We start from the raw sequence: 21408 nt of genomic DNA, 5'->3' as shown, positions 1-21408 counted from the left end.
AGAGGGGGATGTCCTTATCATCAAAGAAGTAAGGTGGGGCTGATGTTTCTTTCTGATCGAAAAAAGTTTGCACCATGACTTTTGATACAAAAGTAGCTCTCTTAAATCTTATGACACAAGGGATGGTGGAGACTTCCTTTTGAAAGCTGTGCGGTAAATAGGAGTGCGTGGGGGGCGGCGCAAGGGGGATGTTCGGTGTGCGTAAAAAAATTAAGAAAGCTAAAATCATCATGCAAGAGCATCAAGATGTCTATTCTGCTCACCTAACACAGCACTGGTCATGGGAAAAAATAGCGCCCTATCAAGAGGGACTTAATGCGGCATTGAAAAAATATGCTCAGCGCTTTCCAGATGATGTTTGTCTGGAAAAAATTGCTGAAGAAATTGCGACAGGACAAGCTCAATTGTGGCTGGTCTTAAAAAATAAAACCCAATTTAGTGCTTTTGCAATCACCAAAGTTGAAAGTACCCATACGGGGAAAAAATGCGTCATTCTCTCAGATTTGGCTGGAGAGGGAGGACTGAAATTGGTCAAATTGATTGATGAAGTCGAAAAATGGGCGCGAATAATCAAGGCTGAAGAAATACACATGTTTGGAAGAATTGGATGGGCGAAAAGGCTCGCTCATCACGGATATTCTCGTAATCTTATTCAATATAGAAAGGTTCTGGGTCCATGAGTAGAAAAAAAACACCTCAAGTGCAAACGACAACACAAACAAATGCACCTCCCGCTTGGGCAGCGGATATTCTTAAACAAGCGAGTAGCGACGCACAGGGGCTTTATAAGAAGGGTATTGGTGGAAATGTTTATCAAGGAGAGCGTGTTGCGGGTCTTAGCGATATGACACAAAATGCGCTAACCGGTCTACAACAAGCTGCAGGGCTTTATAACAATCCTACACTCACACAGTGGTTAAATGCGCCAACCAATAGCGCCACAAATCTTGCCGGTATGGCGAAGGGAAATTGGATTGGAAATAATAGTAAATTTAATATGGCATTACAAAATGCCCTCAATAAAACTTCTGACGCCATTAACCAATCGATGTCTGGGGCGGGGCGTTATGGCTCTGGAGCCCATACCGGTGTGCTCGCCGATGAACTAGGCGCCTTGGCTACAAATGCGGCTGCTCAGCAGTATAATCAAGATATTAACAATATGATGAATGCAAACCAGATGATTGATCGTTCTCAGCATGATCAAGTGAATGCGGCAAACGCTTATTATCAAGGGCAGAGTAATGTGCAAGGAAATGCTCTCAAAGGGGGGATGATTCAAGATCTCAACCGTCAAAATATCTTAGATGCAGAGCGTCAAAAATGGTCAGAAAAAGACAATCAAGATTGGAACCGATTGGAACGCTTGTTACAGATCGGAACGCAGGCGGCTGGAAATTACGGAACAACTTCCGGAAAATCGACAACAATCCCTTCTGTGACAAAAGATCCATTGCGTGATGCCCAACAAGTGCTGGGATTGGTTGGAGGAATTTTAGGGCTTTGTGATGTGAGAGCAAAAGAAAATATTACCCTTGTGGGAAAGAAAAAAGGATATTCTCTTTATAACTTTAATTATAAAGGAAATCCACAACGGTATCAGGGCGTTCTGGCACAAGAAGTATTGCGCGTGAAACCAGAAGCTGTTTTTGTCAATGCAAAAACAAAATTACTCCATGTGGATTATGCCAAAATAGGCTTGAAAATGAAGAAAATAAAAATGGAAAAAACGCCGGCCTCTAAAAATAAAATTCTGGCTTTCTTTTCTTCCGTTTTTGCGCGTCTTTCCTTTTTGCAAAAAGAGTGTCTCCTATGAGTTCGATTTATGATTGGTCAATCATCGCATCAGAAAATGCTTATGTCGATGAAAGTATAAACTGGGCTGAAGGGCAACCGCCAAGTACAGTCAATGATAGCGCACGCGCTATGATGCAACGTATCAAAGAATATTTGTTGGATAATGGGGGGGTAATTGAAACACAATTTACGGTTGATAATGAGAATAAGAAAACATCCCTTCGTTTAGCGACAAAATCTTTTTTTGAGACCTATATCGATGGCATTGTGGTGCGCTTTAAAGCACAGGGCGTCAATAGAGGAATAACAAATGTTTCTTTAAATCAATTGCCCCCAAGACCAACCTATATGGCAACGCCAGAGGGGATCATGCCTTTAAAGGGGGGAGAAATCCAAAAGGGTGGGCTTTATGAACTCGTCTATACGCATGATATTGCCGGGAAAAATGCTGATGGCTGGTTTTTAACCAATCCTACCATAAAACCTCCTGAAATTCCGCCCTTTCCTCCTTTGCCGGAATCTTTTTCACCTGGGTTTATTGGAACTTTTGCGAGTGAAAAAATACCCTCTGGGTGGCTGTTGTGTGATGGGAAAGAATATTCGCGAAAGAGCTATGCTAATCTCTTTGCTGTTCTGGGCGAAATATGGGGAAAAGGAGATGGAAAAACAACATTTAATGTTCCCGATTTGCGGGGAATGTTTTTACGAGGGCTTGATAGTGGAAAAAACATTGATAAAGGACGCCTCTTGGGAACTCAACAAGAAGAATCTTTTAAAGCCCATACCCATGAAGGAAAAACAGATTCAACAGGTAAACACCAGCATAGTTTGCCAGATGCTAAAAACAAGCTTATAACCTGCGGTTGGGATAATTCTCAAGAGTATGTATCTGTACTGCTCAGAGGAGATATGTTGACAGAGGCTGCAGGAGAGCATGAACATAAGATCTTATTGCAAAAAACAGGAGGGGATGAAACACGCCCCATCAATATGGCGGTAGTTTATGCGATCAAAGCCTGAGAATGAAAACTTTAAGAGATAAAAGAGAGAGCAAAATGGTTGCAAAATCTTTATGATGAAAAAAACTTGTCGAATCTATCGTGCAGAAAGTTTTGAGATGCTTTTGAAAAAAAATGCTCCCTTATCTTCTTTTATGATTTTACTTTTTGTCGCACCTTTGTTGGAGATATAAGGTCCTTTTGCCGATTGCTCTTTAAAAGATCAAGACAGTGATCGTTAAGAGAAGGGGTTCATTGAGGAGAGGGGTTAAAAAGTGAAGAAAATCTTCATTTATTCATTGCGTTTTTTGTCCAAAAAATTAAAAGATTTTATCTAATCGCTCTTTCTCTTGTGTGTCATGATCTATTGTTGAGAGTGCTTCAGTTTAATGCTTTGATGGGCGATGATAAAGAGCGCAGGGATAGTTTTATTTTTATGAGGTCGTAAAAGATGATTATTAAAACACTATCATTAAAGGTGATGATATCTCGTCTGATTGCTTGATCCATTTAGTATTGAAGATATAAGCAAAGCTTCAGAGTAGGATTTGTTTGTTGCGCTTTTATGAAATCCTCTCCCTTGAGCTGCGGTGGTAGAGAACATTTGAAGGAAAAATCTAAGTGAAATTGCACTAGAGTAAAAAGCCAGAGTGTTTCCAGACTATTGTTTATTGATGGGAATTGTTTAAAGAGCGCTTTAGGTTTTCTTTGTTCTGTTGGAAAAGGTTGACAAACTATGCCATGTTGTTATGCATTTTTTGGGGAGGTAGGGAGGCAAAATCACTATTTTAGGTGGAAAACAGAAATAATTTTAAAAAATGTCTTGTAAAAGTTTCCGATAAAGGAATTTTTTTCAAAAGCTTTTAATACGGTATCCTACGGTATCCTACGGTATCCTACGGTATCCTACGGTATCCTACGGTATCCTACGGTATCCTACGGTATCCTACGGTATCCTACGGTATCCTACGGTATCCTACGGTATCCTACGGTATCCTACGGTATCCTACGGTATCCTACGGTATCCTACGGTATCCTACGGTATCCTACGGTATCCTACGGTATCCTACGGTATCCTACGGTATCCTACGGTATCCTACGGTTCTACGAAAAATGAAAGAGTCGGATAAAGGAAAAAAAGACTCAAAGGCTCCATGGAGCTGTTCAAAAAGGGGGATATAATGGCACTTTTTCCATTTTCTATTGCGGATATTGATGATCCTGAATGTATTCGTGTGGTGCTTTATGCCAGCGGGAGAATGGGGCATGCTCCTTTGAACGCATTGTTGAAAAAAGCATATGAAGATATGACAAAAATTTCAGAGCGTATGGATGCTTTAGAAGACAAGGTAGATATGCTTGATCTTATCGGTGTCAAATAGAAATAAAATGCGAAAGAAAATGATCAAAGCACTATGAATAGGATTGTAGGCGGTGGAATAACCTTACCAGAGATTAAGATAAATGCATCAGAAATTAAAATAAAATCATCCGGTGATAAAAGCTGTTTTGTTTCTCAATTGACAATACCAGAGACGTCAAAAGATTATAGCTCTTTTATTTTGGAAATTACAATCCATAAGCCGTGAGGAAGACACAGACATATTGGTCAAAACATTTCTATTGGGCGCTAGAGGGGCTTTTTCTGGGGTTTTTAGCGGTATTCTTTCTTTTTTAAAAAGCAAAAAGATCAAAGCAGAGAAAATTATCAATAAGAAAAAATGCGTGGCATTGTGTCTTTTCTTATCAGATAATGGTATATAAGTCAGGAAGGATACAAGAGGGCAAGCGGTTGTTTATTTGTTTTCTCTCGCTTGATATTGTAAAATAGCATCCTTTGAAGAGTTTGATGATAAAGGCGAGGTCTTCCTTATCTTGTAAGAGCTTCCCTGATACAAGAAGTGTTTTTAAAAGGTGTCCTAAATATTTAAGGTAGGGCTGGTTTGTCTAGCTTTAAGTTGTCATAGGTGAGAAAGTCAAAGGGAATTCCTTAAAATGATTAGTTAATCAAATTGATTTTTATAGAATTTTCGTTTTTTGTGTTGGTGGTTGAAAGTCAAGAAAGATCTGTTTTTTCAAGTATAAAAGAACAGGCATTTCTTTAGTGCGATTTTTAATTCAGTCTGAAAACTTTGATGTAATTTCCAAAAACGCATGCAATTCACGCGCGTTAACAGTTTGAACAGTTTCCTGATCAATTATTTGTTCCATAATTTCTATAAGATTGTTCATGATAAATTCCTTATCGTTAGAGGTTTCTTAATGACACTCTAAAAAGAGTGCGGGCACTAAGAAACACGGCGATAAGTCCGTCATTACACTTTGCCTGTAAAGAGTATTGTATAGCGTAACCACACCCGACAAGACACTATATGCTACAAAGCATGTGATGAGTTAAAGTTTTTAAATTTCGGTGGGAAGAGATTATTTCGGTAATCTATCTGCTTATCGTTTGGTGTTTTTGAGGAACCTGATTCGACAATAGACATATTGTTGATATATTATCAATAGGTGTCTTAAAATTTTTAAAAATATGATGAAAGCGTCTTTATTTTGTTTGCCGACTCACATTAAATCCATTCGCTTTTATTTATAGCGTAGGGGAGAATAATGCTCGACATACTTGATGTAATTGCGATGATTATATGTTTATTGTCGTTATCGGTGATGGTTGTCGGACTTGTTTTAGTGTGTATAAAAAAATGGCGCAAAAAGGGGTTGAAGACTCTTAGTATTGGAATTTTATTATTTCTCGGCTCTACAGTATTAGGGCCGTTTTTTTTTCACAAAATCAAATCAGATCAAGTTGCATACAATAATGAATTTTTTTCCTCTTCCTCGACTTTATTAATAAATACTGCGACTCAAAATGAAAGTGTGACACGGGCACTACTTGAGAATACTGATAAGCAAATCATTTCTACTCAAGATAAAAAATCAGATAAAAATGATGGACTAGGCTTTTGGGGCTGGTTTTGGTTAATCTTATTGGCAGTTATTGTATTATCTATTTTTGTTCATTGGCGCGATGAGCATAAAAAACGTTTTAAAGAAAAAGCTTCAAGGCAGGTTTTAATGCCTCCTCCCCATATCCATCCTTCTTCTGATTTATCAGTTGTTAATAAAATGTCGCCGGAACTTGAAAAAAAACGGTTAGAAAAGAGGGTGAAGATCTTTCTCCTTTGTACTCTACTGGTTGGAGGCATTGCCATAATAATAAGTATTACACTATGGTTATTAGTACCAATACTTATCATTTTAGTTTTGATTATCCCTGTCTATATTGCAAGTAAAAAGGAAAAACGCTTTGAAGAAGAAGTTGCTTTGTGGCAATCAGATATTCCTCCCTCTAATTTCGAAGAGGCATGTAAAATGTTTCAAGAACTTGACGCGAGTGAATATGATTATCGTTTAGTACAAAATGAAAAATTGTTGGGAGTTCAAGAACGCGTTACTTTCAATATTGGCGAAAATGCTTCACTTTTAGGACGTCTTTTAGTAACCAATCAAGCTATTGTATTTGAAAGTCCTGAAGATAATGAAAGGACTACTTGGGCAAGAATTGCATCAGTATTTATAACATATCAAGGATGCCACATCAGTCATCGTACTGGCGCACCATGGAATTACAGATTTAGGGCTATTCCAAATCCAAGGTTTGCAGCAATAATCCGAACTCTTGGGCAGCCTTATTGATTTTTAAAGGTATACCATATAAACTTCCCTTACTTTAATCCTCGCAGAATAAGCTTATACATACCGGATTCAGGGGGCGCTGGTATCATAAGTCATTTTATTTGTCCCCGATGTTGTGACAACCTTTGGCATGATTCATGAAAAGACATACTTTTCTTGGATAGTTTTACGCTACACAGGCTTGCCCATTTGTCGTGGGCAAGAAATATGGTTTTGCTTGAAGCAACAGTGAATAGGTTTGAAAATTGAGAGAATCTTAAGACTTTGAATCTCTCCTTTAAGAGGTGATCATTATAAATCAATTCCTTGTGCTTAAATGAAGCGTTTATACGTGGATTATCTTAAGACAAATCTATGAAGCAGTTCAATTTATTAAATACATTTTGGTTTTAAAGTATATTTTACTGAAAACGATATTTTTCAATAAAAAGATATTATCTTCATATGGTTAGAGCAAGAAGAAAGACAACAGGCTTTTTTCATTCAGATGAATGAGATAAAAAAATGCTTTCATCGCTTATTCTTTATACTTATCTTTGGATAAGTTTTATAAATATAATTAAAAATCTTGCAATACTATACATTTTGTGTATAAATATTGATTATTGATTTCTTTTTTATGTTATTTAAATTATATCTCTATTCATAAGCTGCACCATATAAATGGTGCGGCTTTTTTTTATTGCCTTACAGGTGGAGCGTTTGATCTTTAGTTTTTGAGATGGTTTTGGATTCTTTATTTATTATTCTCATCATTGTATTTTGTGATGTCCTTTTGCAATGAAATTGCTCAACTCTTAGGTGTTTTTATTATCCTAATAGGGGGCATTTAAAGTAAAAATGCAGGTGTGTGTTTCTTTGCATTGATTGTCTTCAAGGTTGCTGAAGAGGAGGGGGTTTTTGTTCTTTTTTGACCGAGGGTGATAGAAGGGAAAATTACATGAGGGAAATAGCATGAGGGGGACGTGATATGAGGGGGGGCGCGTGGCATGAGGGAAATGACATAGATATGTAAAATGAGGAGACAACTTCATTGAAAATGTAAAGGCGAACGATTACGCGTTTTGTCAGTCCTTTTTTTTACAACTTTTAAAACAATCCCTATCTTTTAAATAATAACGATCATATTTTACATTTTTATTTCTCACATGTCTTTGGGGGATCATATTTTTCTGGGAAAACAGAGGCAATATATTTTTCTGTCCACAATATTGCGATAAGCTCTAAAGAGCTATCCCTCTCTTAAGCTCATTTTGTGAGGAGGGCGTGAATGGTATAAACCCCCATGACTTGTATAAAATGGATAGGGATATATTTCAAAAAAGAGCATTTTGGCGTTTTTATCCATTTTTCTAGCGCATAATATTGCAAAAAGCTCTTAGAATTTAAGACGGTTAGAGGTATGCCTTTCTTGGACAGTCTTTGATAGATGCGTTAGCTCCGCATTGTAACGTTAAACCAAGTGATTTGACGGGTATATGAAATGAAGAGAGTCCTACGATAGGAAGAATGCTTATTCAACATGCAAAATAATGAACATTCTTTATCAATAAATGGAACGTATCTTAACGGAGACGAATTGTTTACAGAGTGGACTGGATAGAAGAATCTTTGTTTTTTTAGCTGGTGGGAGAAAATTATAATCTCTGTTTTTTTTCATAAAGGGGGGAAATTTTTTTACAAGAGTTTTCTATGATAAAAAACAATAAAAATATTAACACTACAGAGAAAAAGCGTCCTTAAGCATATTGATCGTTTGCTGTTATACCCTGTATTGTATAAAAAGATACTTCTATCATTTGGGGTTATAAAAAGCTTCTCTTGGAATATTTAAAGGGTATAGTCTTTATGGAAAAAAGAATCCGCGCAAGACAAAAGGCTTATTTCAAAAGATTATATCGCAAGATTGCTTTTGTTTGCGTGATCGTCTTTTGTATTGTGATTTTGTGCTTTGTTTTTGCAAAGGCGGTCAGCTATTTTTCTTCTCACAAAAAAATAGCACAACAAGCGCCTGTTGAATTGGCTATTCCTGTTTTTGATCTGCGCGTGTATTGCAAAGAAATTTCTGCTTCCGTGATGCCCGATATGAAAAGAGAAGTTTATCAGCATTGTCTTAATTTGGAAAGTGAGGCTTATTTTGCTATTCGTGAAATGTGGGATAAGCTTTCTGATACGGCAAAAAAACAATGTTTGACGATGGTCCGACCGGGAGATGGAAATTATTTTCTTTTACGAGACTGTTTTCTCAATGAAAAAGAAAGTGGAAAAGGAAGAAAACGCAATTACTTTTAAGGTGTTATACGGAAAATTACAGGAATGCGAATTTTGATGAAAAGATAAAAAATGCCCATTGCTCTCTGCCTTTATACCAATAAGCTCTATACCACTAAAATGTATTTATTTTATACAAGCCTTGGTTCATCTAAGGTGTGATCGTATAAGCTATGAAGTATTTTAAGGGGCATGGTGCTTTTTTGAGGAAAACTTACTATGCGCTTTTTATTTAAGGGAAATAACAAGCGTGGGAAGTTCATTTTGTGACGGTGCTTTGGTAAATGGGGAAAGCTGCTCATGAAGGATATAAAATTTATCAAGCATCTCCTTCTTTCATGTTTCATAAAAGTGCAAACTAAGGGGCATTTTCATGTTACGGATAGCTTTTTCTTGGCTTTTGAAACGACCCTATAAGAGGCTTTCTTAGTCTTTTCTTTTTCTGTTTTTAATCTGCGCATGCTTTCCTTGCATGTTCCATGCAAGTCAATGATTTTGATTGATCCAACAAGAAACAGATTATGGATAAAAAAACTTCACACTGTCGTTTTTTATTCAATACAAAAATTTAAAACAAAAAAGATGAATGATCTTTATAATCAATTTGTTGTATGAATTTTAAACAATTGGATTGTTGACAGACCAATGTGGAGAAAGAATCTGCGTCCTTTAAGAGTAGCCTAAGTCAAGAGGCACGACAAATGGATCAATAAATATAACAAGACGGACTAAAAAACATTTTTTCTTTGAAAGGGTATAAATATTTTACGCGTAAAGCGTTTATTGGGTTGTAAATGGGCTTTTATTTTATAATCCCCAGTTTTCTTTATAAGACAAGGATCAAGAGAAGAAATGTGTTATGCCATTCTTATTGATAGACAGGGGGAACATTTTTCTTGAGAAGAATCCGATTTTGAAAGAAGTGTAACGTGCTGATCGTTTTTTTTAAATAATTTAATGTTTTTTTGTATTTAACTATTTTTCTTTTAGGCTCAATTTGTTATCAATAGAGGGAGTGGTTCACTTAAAAATCTATGGGATTAAAATAAAAATTGAGAAGATCGTTAGGAGGTTTGAGAAAGAAGAGGTGGTCTTTTGGTAATTATAGGGCTTGAATAATCCTTCATATTAATCTATCTATAAGAATCTTAAGAGATTTTGTGAAGCGATCGTGAATTATCGCTCGCAAGGGGTTGCTTTAGCGGTGAAGAGAGGCTATATTCATACAATAAAGAGGTTCGCGCAGTGACTTGTCCGGGCAGAAGTGCTTATGAGTTTGAGGCACGAGGGGGAAGGAATATCGGCGTTTTTAGGAGCGGTGGTTTTAGAGCAAAAGGTGGTTTTAGGGCAGAAAAAGGGAAGCTTTCCGTGTTCTCTGGCAGGAGTTTTTTTTCTTTGTCAGGTATGTTCTGTGTGTGTTTTCCTTTTTGTTTTCCACAAGGTAGTTATTTTTTTTAGTGAAATATGGTTTATTTTAAAAAAAACACTTGGCATTTTATGTGAACATCACTAGGTTTCTGCTGGTTGACAGAGAAAGAGGGAATTTTTGATTTACAATTTCCCTGCTGTTTCGTGATTTTCAAGAAAATATATGCTTTTATCAATATCAGTAGGGTTCGTTTGAGTAAAATAAAACGCGGATAGCTTGATAACTGTATGTTAAACATGATCAGCATTATTAAAAAATAATGCAATGAAGAAGAGTCAATTTAAGACACACACTCCAATAAAGGGATAAAGATGAGGCCACAACAAAATAGACGGGTACGCGGTCGCAATAATAATAATAATGGTAATAACAATAATAATCGTCGCGGTCCTAACCCGTTATCTCGCAATTATGAAAGTAGCGGTCCGGATGTTAAAATTCGAGGGAATGCTCAGCAAATTGCCGATAAATACATCAGTCTTGCGCGTGATGCACAAGGTGCTGGTGATCGCGTGATGTCAGAAAATTATCTACAACATGCTGAGCACTATTTGCGTATTATTTTAGCAGCAGCGGGACAAATGTCCCAATCGGCTCGGCGTGATGAAAATCGCGGTGATGAAAATCGTGAGGAAAATAACGAGCAAGAATGTGGTGAGATAAATTCTGAAGATCACAAAAAAGATGCTGTCGCGTGTGATAACGATGTATCGCAGGTACAGTCACAGAAAAAAGGTCTTGGTTCATATGTCAAAGTAGAAAATGGCGATGCGCGTGAAAATGCTGTCGAGGCTCTATCGGATGAGAAAACGGGGCAGGAGAACTGTGGCTCTGAGGAGAATGTTGAACCTGTTAAGAAGACACGTCGTTCTCCGCGTCGGCGTACGGTGCGCACTCAAGACGAATCATCTCTTGAGCTTTCTCTTACAACAGCAGAAAGCTCTAAAAATGGGGATGCATCAACATCAACAGAAGAGGTTTCTCCTTTGCCTGGATTAAGTGAGGGGATACAGAGAAAAACACGTCGTCGCCGTGTGGTCAATCTTGAAGCAGAGGAAAATGTTTAAACACTTTAAAAGGCTGTATTAAGTGTTTTTGGTGTTGTTGGTATGGTGAGGGTGTCTTAGGTGTATTTCTTGCACTTTCATTTGAGTTTTCATAAGTAATTTTAAGAATAGAAATGCATTTTTTGAAAGCTTGTCCCTTTATTTCGATGAAATGAGGGGATAGAGAGAAAAACGCGTCGTCGCCCAAGTGGTGTCCCATCTTGAAGCAGAGGAAAATGTTTAAACACCTTTAAAAAGGCTGTGTAAGCCGGTGATGTTATTGACTTGCTTCATGAGGTATTGCCGTTGATATTTCTTCTGTTGTTTCAATAGAAAGAACGGCAATCAGTACACCGGTATGATAATTGTAAATCATAAATTTTGTTTGTCCCTCAGGGGTTAAAGTCTTCAGAACAATATTATTTTCTGAGAGGCTTTGCGATAAAATCTGTGTTTTTTTTGGTAGGGAGAGCGTGTGGTGGATAACGTGTGGATTTTTGCTGTGGGAGGAAGAGAGCTCTGTTTGTTTTGGTGCAGAACCCGTTGTAACTTTATAAACGATTAAAAACAGGACGGTTAGAATGAGGAAGAGTGTTATCAAAACGGAGATCATCATTAAACCCATCAGTTTTTTTCTCACCCGTTCTACAGCAGGATCTAAGGGGAGATCTTGGGGGTGAGGATTTTGCTCTGTGTGAGGGGCTTTTGAGGAGGGCATTGGCTTATTATCCATCATGTCTTCTATTGATTATTTTTTTCAGATCTGATGGGTTTATGCGTTTAAAGTTTTTTGTGCAAGAGGTTTGTGGAAGAAGAATGCAGAAGAGAAGGCAATGTTGGTAAAATGTCTTCTTTGTAGACTGTTGATCTCGTGTCATTGACATTTTGGCTTTTAAGTAGGAAATTTCCATGGTTTGTTATAGACCAGATCAATTTTACTTTTTGTTGATGTAATTGGGGATGTACGTTTATGCATTGGGCAAAAATTTGTTGTCCATAAAATGCGAACTTTTTTGTAGATGGCATCATGGCTTGTTCACAGGCTTGAGCTGTTGGGTAGATTTTAGCCATGGTATTGTTGGAATAACAACTGTTAAAATCATCCGTACATGAAACCAATAAGAGAATAAAAACAAGGGGATTCATAAAATATTTTCCAAATGAGCGGTTGACAGCGTGGGATGCAATTTGTCAGCCTAAAGCTTCTTCATTGTTAAACGTTTTTAAAGTTTTTTCGTTCCAAGCCGTTTCCAAGCCAAGCCGTTTCCAAGCCAAGCCGTTTCCAAGCCAAGCCGTTTCCAAGCCAAGCCGTTTCCAAGCCAAGCCGTTTCCAAGCCAAGCCGTTTCCAAGCCAAGCCGTTTCCAAGCCAAGCCGTTTCCAAGCCAAGCCGTTTCCAAGCCAAGCCGTTTCCAAGCCAAGCCGTTTCCAAGCCAAGCCGTTTCCAAGCCAAGCCGTTTCCAAGCCAAGCCGTTTCCAAGCCAAGCCGTTTCCAAGCCAAGCCGTTTCCAAGCCAAGCCGTTTCCAAGCCGTTCTCAAAAAGCCAAGACTGTGGGCTAAACTGGTGGGGGAAAAATATTTGTAAATAACACTAAAAATAGCACTTGTGAATGCTCTCTCATGCCAAAGATTTGTTTTGTACGGGCAGATATAATGGATTTGTTGTATGGTGGGTTTAATGGATGTCTAACGGCTAGTTTTAGTGCGTAAGGACTATGAGAAGGGCTTAGTGGTTCATTTGACGGGGGAGAGGAGCCTATTTGCAGGCGCGATTTTGAAATGAGCTTGAAAGCATTGAGAAATATTAAAAAAGTGCGTGAAGAGAAAAATACCTTCTGTTTTGGATGTTTTCTTTTGCGTGAAAAGGGCGGGTGATCCGTCAAGGTGTAAAGCAAGAGGGATAAGCATGGATGCAGGGTGAAGCTTATCGCCATTTTCCCCTTATTTTGCGTGAGATTGTGACGGTTGCTGGTATGGAAGGCAGCGTGGAATATGGTGCGCGCTTTTGGAGGGCGATAAGTTTATATTCCAGGGCGTTTTGAGAATTAAGAGGCAATAGGCACGCTTTGATTTGGCATATAATTGGCATATAAAAAGTTGAAACGGCTTGGTCTTCATCGTTTGGGTTTTTATTTTAGAAAGAGGCAATTACTAGGAGGAATGGTCGTTGAGGGACAGCAGGAAGGAGCTTTAATGGGGGGATTTTCATTGTTAAGGTTTTTTGCAAGGGAGAAAATATCTTTGTGCGAGACAAAAACAGGGCTCAACAGGGTAGAAATTTTGCTGAAGAAAGAGACTTTTATGGTTTGAAAGGCTCTTTTAAGAAAAAATATCAAAATACGTATCAGGAACAGAAAGGCAATAAACAATCCCTTCTTTTGTCCATTTTAAGGAAGCTGAACCATTGACAGAAATGGGAACAATTTTTTCAAGAACAGCACTCCCAAAACAAGCTTTTTTATCATTTGCAGGAAGGGCGCCGGATTCAAAGTGTTCATTCCAAGTGATGAGTAGATGCGTTTTGCCATTCAGTTGTGTCTCGATTTTACAGCCTACATAGACATGGCCCTTTTCTTGGGAAAGGGCTCCAAAAGAAAGAGAATTGACAATCAATTCATGAAAAGCCAAACCAATATGCAAAGCGGCATTGGGAAAAAGATAAGGATCAACACCTTCAAGTGAAAAACGTTCTGTTTCTTTCATTAAATAGCCAAACGCTTGCGTTTGGACCAATTCACGAAATTGGGCACCACGCCAATCAGAATCGGTGATCAGATCTTGAGAATGAGAAAGAGAATGAAGACGACCTTGAAATTTGCGTAAAAAAACCTGAAGGGATTCAGTATAGCGGGCTGTTTGGCTGGCAATACTTTGAATGATCGCTAGAAGATTTTTAGAACGGTGGCTGACTTCGCGGAGGAGAATTTTAAGCACTTGTTCACGGCGGCGTAAGCCGGAAATATTAACACCGGTGGTGATAATGCCAATGATGTCTCCGTTGTCATTGCGGTGGCAATCAATAGAAAATTTGTACCAAATCTCTTGTTTACTCGTATCTTCAAAACGTGCTTCAACAGTTTGCATTTTGCCACTGGCTAAAACCTGCAATTTGATGGTTTCCATATTGTCTGCAAGGTCAAGCGAAAAAAAGTCGCTATCACGACACCCAACCCGCCATTTATGATGCAAATGATGTGGCAAGTTTTCAGCCCATAAATAAACCAGATTTGTTGCCTGATAGAGAACACAAATATCAGCACCTCGAATCGCTTGCATGAGCGCGCTGATATGAGATCTATCTATGGGAGTCTTTGAAAGAGGCGTAACGATCATAATGGAAGAGGTTTACTTTGTTCTAAGCCGCTTTAGAAGCATTCTCTTGAAAAAATAAAGCCTGCGAAATAAGCGCTTTTACCATATCTGGATTAAAAGGTTTGGTTACTAAAAAAGTTGGTTCTGGACGCTCGCCGGTCAATAACCTTTCTGGGAAAGCCGTGATGAAAATCACCGGTATACGATCATTTTTCAAAATCTCATTGACGGCATCAATGCCTGAACTGTTATCGGCTAATTGAATATCCGCTAAAATCAACCGTGGCTTTTTCTTATGATACATGATCACAGCTTCATCACGCGTGCGTGCTATGCCCACAACATGATGACCTAGACTTTCTACCATTTGCTCAATATCGAGCGCAATAAGAGGCTCATCTTCAATAATCATCACGTGTGTGGCAATTTGTTGAGAAATATCAATCGAGGCTTGGTTGAGAAGCTTGCGAAACTCTTTCGTCTCTAGATTCATGATTTCGCTGGCTTCTTGTTCATTAAATCCTTCAACGGCAATGAGCAAAAATGCTTGGCGTGCACGGGGTGTTAAATAGGATAATTTGGCACTCGTTTTTTGTTCAAGTCCAAATTGTGGCAAGGGTTCAGGGATATTCGGGGTGGTTTGGTCAAAAAGATGGCAAAAAAGCCAATAGGTTCCAATCCGGTCATTGGATTTTTGAGGAAAAATAGAAATGTCGGCAATGAGTGCTTCTAACATCGCTGATACATAAGCATCGCCAGAGGATTGGCTCCCGGTGACAGAACGGGCAAAACGCCGAAGATAGGGAAGATGCGGGGCAATGCGCGTTGATAATGACATAATTTATAACTCCTTTGACCTTTCAAGCATTTTGTTGGTTGAAATGCCCAATAGATAAAAAAGTTCCGACTTGTATGGAACTTTTTACCCACAGCCATATTTACAACCATAAGGCGAAAAATTCTTCGCGGTGCTACTTATATATTATATGGATTAGGGGGATGAAAAATGAACAACCGTGATGAAAAAAATCTCACCGCACCCTTTAAGGTTGGAGATGATCTTCTCGGGAGCAACAGTGAGATAGCACGAAAATTACGCCAATTTTACATGGAAATTCAAGAAGAAGCGCTACCACGGCGTTTGCTCGAGCTTTTAGAAAGGTTGGAGCGTGCAGAGCAATTTGGCTTAAACAATGTGGAAAAGGTTTGAATCCTTTATGTCAAAATGCGCGAAAAACTTTAAACAAGAACTCCTTTTGGTGTTGCCGGCTCTGCGTGCTTTTGCGGTTTCTTTAAGTGGCAAGCACGATAAAGCCGAAGATTTGGTCCAAGATACGGTGATGAAAGCATGGGCTAAACAAGAAAGTTTTGAGATGGGAACCAATCTCAAAGCGTGGCTTTTTACGATTCTGCGTAATGAATTTTATAGTCAAATGCGCAAAAAGGGGAGGGAAGTTCAAGATACCGATGGTGTATTTACCCAAAATGTTGCGGTTCATCCTCCTCAATATGGAACGCTTGATTTGCAGGATTTTAAAAAAGCCTTAAATCTGCTTTCAGCCGATCAAAGAGAAGCCATTATTCTTATTGGCGCATCGGGGTTTTCTTATGAAGATGCTGCAGCTATTTGTGGCTGTGCTGTTGGAACCATTAAAAGCCGTGTGAGCAGGGCGCGTCACCGATTACAGGAACTTCTTCATGTCGATGGTGAATCCGATTATGGTCCCGATTCTTATTCTGCTGGGAGTACATTGTGTTCATTTAACGGCTAAAAAAGCATAATAATTATGATGGATAGCCTTGTTTTTTTTATTCTCGTTATAGCTATTACAGTAAAGTCAGTATCTGAGGAAATTCAGAATGTTTGGCATGTATCTCTTGGGAACGCAAGAAAAGCCTATATAAACGCTCTCATGGGCTTTTGGTGTTTGTTCCATAAGGTTGCCTTCCTTTGTGCTGAAAAATGACGACTTTCAAGTTCGCCAATGGAAATTCTATGACAACAAAGACAAATTTGCTGCCTCAAATGCCTTCTTCTGATGCAACGATATCACGCTGGCGATGGGCCGCAATTGTTGTTTCCCTCGTGATGGCTCTTTTAGCATCGGTTTTTATTATGTTGCTTTCCAATGCCGTTGATCGTGAAGTCGCCCAGTTAAATACGAGTTCAGAATTGCGCGAACAGGCTGATTTGGTGCTGATCAGCCTGATTGATATGGCTGTTGCTGATCGCTCTTACGCAAAAAACCGAAAGCCAGAAGATAAAGTTCGCTTTGAAAATGCAGAGAGAGAATTGGGAGATATTCTCGATTATATCGCACTTATTGTTTATGCGCATCCGCAATGGGATGAATGGTTTAAGGCTTTTAAAGGCGAGGTTGAAGCACGAAAAGAATTTATGAATGCCCATATGCAGGCACTTGATACAGTTTCTGATCAATCTTCTCAGCCCGCAGTTTCTCCGGATGTCTCGAGGATTCCCGTGGCACGTTTAGCCCAATTGATGACAAGTTTTATTAATGGGGATGATGTGGTGCGACAAAAACAGCGCGAGGGAATCGCATTGATGCGGGCTGCTTTAACATTGGCGGCAATTGTTTCTGTTGTAAGTACTTTTATTTCTGCCTATTTTGTGATTAATCGTTTTCATCGTGATGTGCGCTCTTTAAAATTGTATCAATTGCTGCTTCATAGCGAGAATGCTGCTCTTGAAGCCCGCGTGAAAGAACGAACACAGGAATTAGAAAGAGCGCGTAATCACGCCGAGAAAGAACGCCAACGGGTTGAAATATTGTTGCAAGATGCAAGTCATCGTATCGGCAACTCTCTTGGGACTGTGTCTTCTTTACTGGGGCTTCAATTAAGTCGGAGTAAAAATGAAGAAGTTCGTTCTGTTTTAGGGGCTGCTCGAGATCGTATTCAAACAATTTCCACAGCCCACCGTCGTTTGCGCTTGAGTGATGATATGGAAACGACACTCTTGGCTGACTTTCTCAGTTCTGTTGTCCATGATGTCGAATTGTCAGTCCCTTTTGAATTGCGTGAAAATATTACCATTCACACGGACTTTAAAGATTGTCGTTTGTCTTCAAGAGATGCAACAACTCTTGGAATTATCTTAGGTGAATTGCTAACCAATTCCTTAAAACATGCTTTTCCTGATCAACGAGAGGGGCATATTTATATTTCCTTTGGTCCTCAAGACAATGGACAATTGGTGCTCATTGTCGAAGATGATGGTGTGGGGATGAAAAATCAAACTTTAGAACAAAAGACAGGACTTGGTCGTGTGGTGGTGGAACAGCTTTGTATGCAGTTTGGTGAAAAACCTGCTTTTGAAACGTCTTCTTTAGGAGGAACAAAAATTGTCATTCCTTTGCCAAAACTGAGCCACGAAGAGTGCAAAAAAAATCTCTGATTGACTTTTAAAGACATAAATTTCGCTGTTTTTTCATTTCTAAAAAGTGCGCTTATAAGAGAAGCTTTTGATTTAAGCTTTTTATTTTGTCCCATTTCTTGTTCTATTATGCATTTTCTTTTCTGTGGGGTGATTGCACAATTTTTCTGAGTGCTTTGTTGATGCTATTATACCATTTTACGCGAGAGAAGGTATCGCGATCACTTTTTTAGACATAAGAAAAAATACTCAAAGCTATCATCATAATTATGTTTATTACTCTGTCTCTCATAAGCTTATCTTTTTTGCTAAAATGCATCCTCATCATTCTTTTTTATATTTCCACTGTACGCGCCTTGATAAGGCGATAGAAACTTTGCCTGTTTTAAAACATTGCTCTATTTTTTGCGTATCCGTGTATCCGTACCCTTTAAAATATTCTTAAGCGCGGAAATGCCTTTGAGGACGTTTAAACTCTTAGGTTTTTTGAAAGACTTTGAAAATGCTCATAAGCTTTTGTGAGAAAGACACTTACACGGTGCTTTCTATGCTTTAAGTCTCCTCAGATGGTTTTATCGGACTATTGATTAAGGAATCAATATTGTTTTTTTCTTGTAGGAAGGTTTGCAGGTCTTGATTGGTTAAGGCTTTGCTATCGGGGATACGGATGCGCATAGGATCAACTTTGACACCATTGACAATGATTTCAAAATGACAATGGGGCCCGGTTGCCATCCCTGTTGTTCCAACATAGCCAATGATTTGTCCTTGTCGTACTTTCACACCTGGCTTTATACCTGGTGCATAACGGCTTTGATGTGAATAACTACTGACATATCCATTCGCATGTTGAATTTCCGTATGATTTCCATAGCCGCCTGTGACCCCTACTTTTGTGACAATCCCATCTCCTACAGCAATAATAGGTGAGCCTTTTGGTGCAACCCAATCAACCCCTGTATGCATGCGCACATAGCCTAAAATAGGATGTTTACGCGGACCAAAGGGAGAACCGAAAATGCCATTGGGTGTGGGTTTGCGCAGTAAGAAAGGCTTTGAACTCTTCCCTTCAGAATCATAATAATCAACGCTTCCGTCTTTTAATTGATAACGGTAATATTTATAAGTTGTATTGCCAAAAGTTGCACTAATATAACGAATTTCTGGATCAGTGCTTTGAGAGGGCTCTTTTGCTTTCTTTTTGCCGTTTTGGGTTTCTTTATCGCTTTGGGGGAGAGCATAAAATATTTCGATTTGATCATTGGGGGTTATTCGACTTTTCATATCAATATTGGTGGCAAGGAGACGAATAAGACGATAAGAAAGCGATTGTGATATATTGTGGCTGAGCAAAGCACTATAGAGTGCATCATAAGCTGTTGGTAATTGTGCACTATTGATATAAGAATGGGGAATACCATTTTGAAAAGCCGTTTTTAGTGCTTTAGACATTTTAGGCTCTGTGCTTTCAATGAATTGGCCTTTATCATTGAGAGCAATGGTGAGAACATGATACATCCCATGATAAATACTTGCACGGACAAGATGGTCTTCTTCTCCAGCTTGTGTGACGATACCAATGCGCAATAAACTTCCCTCTTTAAGCGTATCGGAAAGGCTAAATTTTTCGAGAGTGCTTACAACTTTTTCAATTTGATTCTTTGTGTAATTGGTTTTTTTGAAAGCATCAGCGATTGTTTGTTTTTTACGGATAGGAATAATGTCTTCAACATAATTTTTCGTCAAATCGATCCGCTGATTTTGAGGAGAAATGGTTACATTTTCTTGAACGATTCGAACTTCAGGAGATTCTGTTCCTTGGGAATCAGAAGCGGCATCTTCTAATTTTAAAGGATCGATGAGTGTAAGAACTGAAAGGAGTTCACTACTTTTTTCTAAAGTAAATCCAGCTTTTTGTACCTCTTGTTGCGCCTCTTCTTCTGTCAGCGTATCAGTGTCCTTAAAATCGAATTGATTAACCTTAAAATCATAGCTGCGTAAGGTGAGTTTTGTTTCAATTTTTGCACCGTAAATCTGTCCGGAATCTTGTAGATTAACACTTTGAGTTTTCGAATCGCTAGCAAGAATGCTTAAAGAATCAAATTTGGGATAGCTATATTTCTGGGGGCGCTTTTCGGCTAATGCCATGCGAATCCATTCAAAATGTTGTGTTTGAATGACTTTTTCATCGCCCTTTTTTTGCAGAATTGATAGTTCAAATTGGCGTTTACTATCAAAGCTTTGCCGTGCATGGGTGGGCGTAATACGATCTCCTTTATAGCCATTGGCTTCAGGGTCTTGTACTTGTGAAAGGTTGTCTAGGGTGAACCATTGTGGCGGTGTTACCAATCGCTGTTGTTCATCAAGGGCTGTAAAAAGTGCAATCCCCATAAGAATGCAGGACGTGATTCCTGTAAGCACTGTTCCCGTAAGCCAACGGGCTGAGACCTGTCGGCGTTCAGGGCGCAAGCGTTTAACGACAAGAGCAGGGTCCTGTCCGGGATCGTTCTTTTGTTGTTCGTTATCCCACATAGATTTTAAGCGTACTTTTCAATATTAAATGAGGGAAGCTAACATAGCTTAGCACATTTCTACAAGAATTTGATTGACAGATTATAGATCATGCAAATTCTTTTTATCCCGCAATGTCTCATCAACCTTATGCTGAGAAATCTCTTTAAAGCAATCTTTAAAGGAGCGTCAAACACAAGGCTATAAAAGCTATAATGATTAACTCCTTTTAGCAGTATTGCCTCTTTTTACGCATTACAATGAGGCACTCTACATTTTTTACAGTTATCATTTTTATTTTATCCATTTTAGTTATTTATTTTTATAGATTTTAGAATTTTGTATAGAAGTCTTGAAATAGCCTTTAGCTGTTATAGTATTTTATTTTTGCAAAAAAGTAAAAAATGATATTGACTCTTTTGGGGAAAGGGTTCTATATAGCGTTCGTTGACGAGGGCAGTTTCTGCTTGCGATGGTTGATTTTGCTCTTGTTTTATGAACTAAGATTTATCATATACGTGGTGATTTGCCTTTTAGGTTTTTATTTTACGCTTTTTAGTGTATGATATTTTTTGGTTTGATTTACGGTTTTTTTTTAAGACTGTTTGTTCTTTGACAAGAGAAGAAAGAAGAAAGAGAAACGTGGACGGCATAGTCTGCGGAGATCTTAAGGATTTATTTTTTAAGATTTCGTGAAAGAATATGGCGGCACGTTTTTTTGAGAGAAGATGTTAATACCGGATCTAGTAATTTATTACTAGATTGGTGTGTAAAAATATGTTCTCGTCGATTCAAGCGTGACCATTTAATTGGTGCTCTTTAGTTTTGAAGAGCAAAGACCAAAATAAGCCAAATCGAATTTTCAATATGAGAGTTTGATCCTGGCTCAGAACGAACGCTGGCGGCAGGCTTAACACATGCAAGTCGAGCGCGCTCTTTTAGAGCGAGCGGCA

General features: G+C 38.6%; 18 protein-coding genes, 1 rRNA gene and 1 pseudogene. 13 read left to right on the top strand and 7 right to left on the bottom strand.

The genetic code is table 11. The annotated features are described in order from the left end of the window. The first annotated feature begins 188 nt into the window (after positions 1-188). From FS875_RS06290 to FS875_RS10190, 5 genes are all read left to right on the top strand, one after another. Complete coding sequence (locus FS875_RS06290) at positions 189-680, top strand: hypothetical protein (RefSeq protein WP_144754611.1); 492 nt, start codon at positions 189-191, stop codon at positions 678-680. Continuing rightward, positions 677-1816 carry a tail fiber domain-containing protein gene (locus FS875_RS06285; protein ID WP_144754594.1) on the top strand — a complete coding sequence of 380 codons (1140 nt, stop codon included), beginning with the start codon at positions 677-679 and terminating at the stop codon, positions 1814-1816. Before FS875_RS06290 ends, FS875_RS06285 begins: the two co-directional genes overlap by 4 nt. Continuing rightward, positions 1813-2817, top strand: coding sequence for a phage tail protein (locus tag FS875_RS06280; RefSeq protein ID WP_144754591.1), 1005 nt, complete (start codon positions 1813-1815; stop codon positions 2815-2817). Before FS875_RS06285 ends, FS875_RS06280 begins: the two co-directional genes overlap by 4 nt. Positions 2818-3976: 1159 nt before the next feature. Continuing rightward, on the top strand, positions 3977-4177 hold the full coding sequence (locus tag FS875_RS06275) for a hypothetical protein (RefSeq protein WP_144754588.1): 201 nt from the start codon (positions 3977-3979) through the stop codon (positions 4175-4177). A gap of 33 nt (positions 4178-4210) precedes the next feature. Continuing rightward, entirely contained in the window at positions 4211-4384 is a 174-nt protein-coding gene (locus FS875_RS10190) for a hypothetical protein (protein ID WP_166428893.1), read from the top strand. A gap of 532 nt (positions 4385-4916) precedes the next feature. Here the strand turns inward: FS875_RS10190 and FS875_RS10995 are convergent. Continuing rightward, positions 4917-5027: pseudogene (locus tag FS875_RS10995) on the bottom strand (antA/AntB antirepressor family protein); the annotation flags it as partial. Positions 5028-5405: 378 nt separating this feature from the next. Here FS875_RS10995 and FS875_RS06270 point away from each other — a divergent pair. The 3 genes from FS875_RS06270 (at position 5406) to FS875_RS06260 (ending at position 11258) form a co-directional block, all read left to right on the top strand. Beyond that, a complete protein-coding gene (locus FS875_RS06270; RefSeq protein WP_144754585.1) occupies positions 5406-6491 on the top strand; it encodes a hypothetical protein in 1086 nt (361 codons plus the stop codon). 1848 nt (positions 6492-8339) lie between these two features. After that, on the top strand, positions 8340-8783 hold the full coding sequence (locus tag FS875_RS06265; RefSeq protein WP_144754582.1) for a hypothetical protein: 444 nt from the start codon (positions 8340-8342) through the stop codon (positions 8781-8783). Between the two features lie 1719 nt (positions 8784-10502). After that, positions 10503-11258, top strand: a complete 756-nt coding sequence (locus FS875_RS06260) for a DUF4167 domain-containing protein (protein ID WP_144754579.1) — start codon at positions 10503-10505, stop codon at positions 11256-11258. A 256-nt stretch (positions 11259-11514) separates the two neighbouring features. Here FS875_RS06260 and FS875_RS06255 read toward each other — a convergent pair whose 3' ends face one another. The 3 genes from FS875_RS06255 to FS875_RS06245 form a co-directional block, all read right to left on the bottom strand. Next, positions 11515-11955: a hypothetical protein gene (locus tag FS875_RS06255; protein ID WP_246067875.1), complete on the bottom strand. Its 441-nt coding sequence runs from the start codon at positions 11953-11955 to the stop codon at positions 11515-11517. A gap of 62 nt (positions 11956-12017) precedes the next feature. Further along, positions 12018-12383 carry a hypothetical protein gene (locus tag FS875_RS10565; protein WP_144754573.1) on the bottom strand — a complete coding sequence of 122 codons (366 nt, stop codon included), beginning with the start codon at positions 12381-12383 and terminating at the stop codon, positions 12018-12020. A gap of 45 nt (positions 12384-12428) precedes the next feature. Then, entirely contained in the window at positions 12429-12752 is a 324-nt protein-coding gene (locus FS875_RS06245; RefSeq protein WP_144754570.1) for a hypothetical protein, read from the bottom strand. A gap of 393 nt (positions 12753-13145) precedes the next feature. Here FS875_RS06245 and FS875_RS10830 point away from each other — a divergent pair, with 393 nt between their 5' ends. After that, positions 13146-13277: a hypothetical protein gene (locus FS875_RS10830; protein ID WP_281282250.1), complete on the top strand. Its 132-nt coding sequence runs from the start codon at positions 13146-13148 to the stop codon at positions 13275-13277. A 277-nt stretch (positions 13278-13554) separates the two neighbouring features. Here FS875_RS10830 and FS875_RS06240 read toward each other — a convergent pair whose 3' ends face one another. Both FS875_RS06240 and FS875_RS06235 read right to left on the bottom strand, forming a co-directional pair. Next, the gene (locus tag FS875_RS06240) at positions 13555-14568 is read right to left on the bottom strand and encodes a sensor histidine kinase (RefSeq protein WP_144754567.1); all 1014 of its coding nucleotides are present in this window, start codon (positions 14566-14568) and stop codon (positions 13555-13557) included. 22 nt (positions 14569-14590) lie between these two features. Then, complete coding sequence (locus FS875_RS06235; RefSeq protein WP_144754564.1) at positions 14591-15385, bottom strand: response regulator; 795 nt, start codon at positions 15383-15385, stop codon at positions 14591-14593. 168 nt (positions 15386-15553) lie between these two features. Between FS875_RS06235 and FS875_RS06230 the strand changes: the two genes are divergently transcribed. From FS875_RS06230 to FS875_RS06220, 3 genes are all read left to right on the top strand, one after another. Further along, positions 15554-15757: a NepR family anti-sigma factor gene (locus tag FS875_RS06230; RefSeq protein ID WP_144754561.1), complete on the top strand. Its 204-nt coding sequence runs from the start codon at positions 15554-15556 to the stop codon at positions 15755-15757. Positions 15758-15764: 7 nt separating this feature from the next. Beyond that, a complete protein-coding gene (locus FS875_RS06225; protein ID WP_144754558.1) occupies positions 15765-16319 on the top strand; it encodes an RNA polymerase sigma factor in 555 nt (184 codons plus the stop codon). Positions 16320-16543: 224 nt separating this feature from the next. Further along, positions 16544-17965: a sensor histidine kinase gene (locus FS875_RS06220; RefSeq protein WP_144754555.1), complete on the top strand. Its 1422-nt coding sequence runs from the start codon at positions 16544-16546 to the stop codon at positions 17963-17965. Between the two features lie 531 nt (positions 17966-18496). On the opposite strand, the gene FS875_RS06215 is transcribed toward FS875_RS06220, so the two are convergent. Then, positions 18497-20476: a M23 family metallopeptidase gene (locus tag FS875_RS06215; protein WP_144754552.1), complete on the bottom strand. Its 1980-nt coding sequence runs from the start codon at positions 20474-20476 to the stop codon at positions 18497-18499. 842 nt (positions 20477-21318) lie between these two features. Between FS875_RS06215 and FS875_RS06205 the strand changes: the two genes are divergently transcribed. Continuing rightward, a 16S ribosomal RNA gene (locus FS875_RS06205) occupies positions 21319-21408 on the top strand; the annotation flags it as partial.

The organism is Bartonella saheliensis (assembly GCF_902162175.1).
This window is presented reverse-complemented; position numbering and strand designations above follow the sequence as displayed.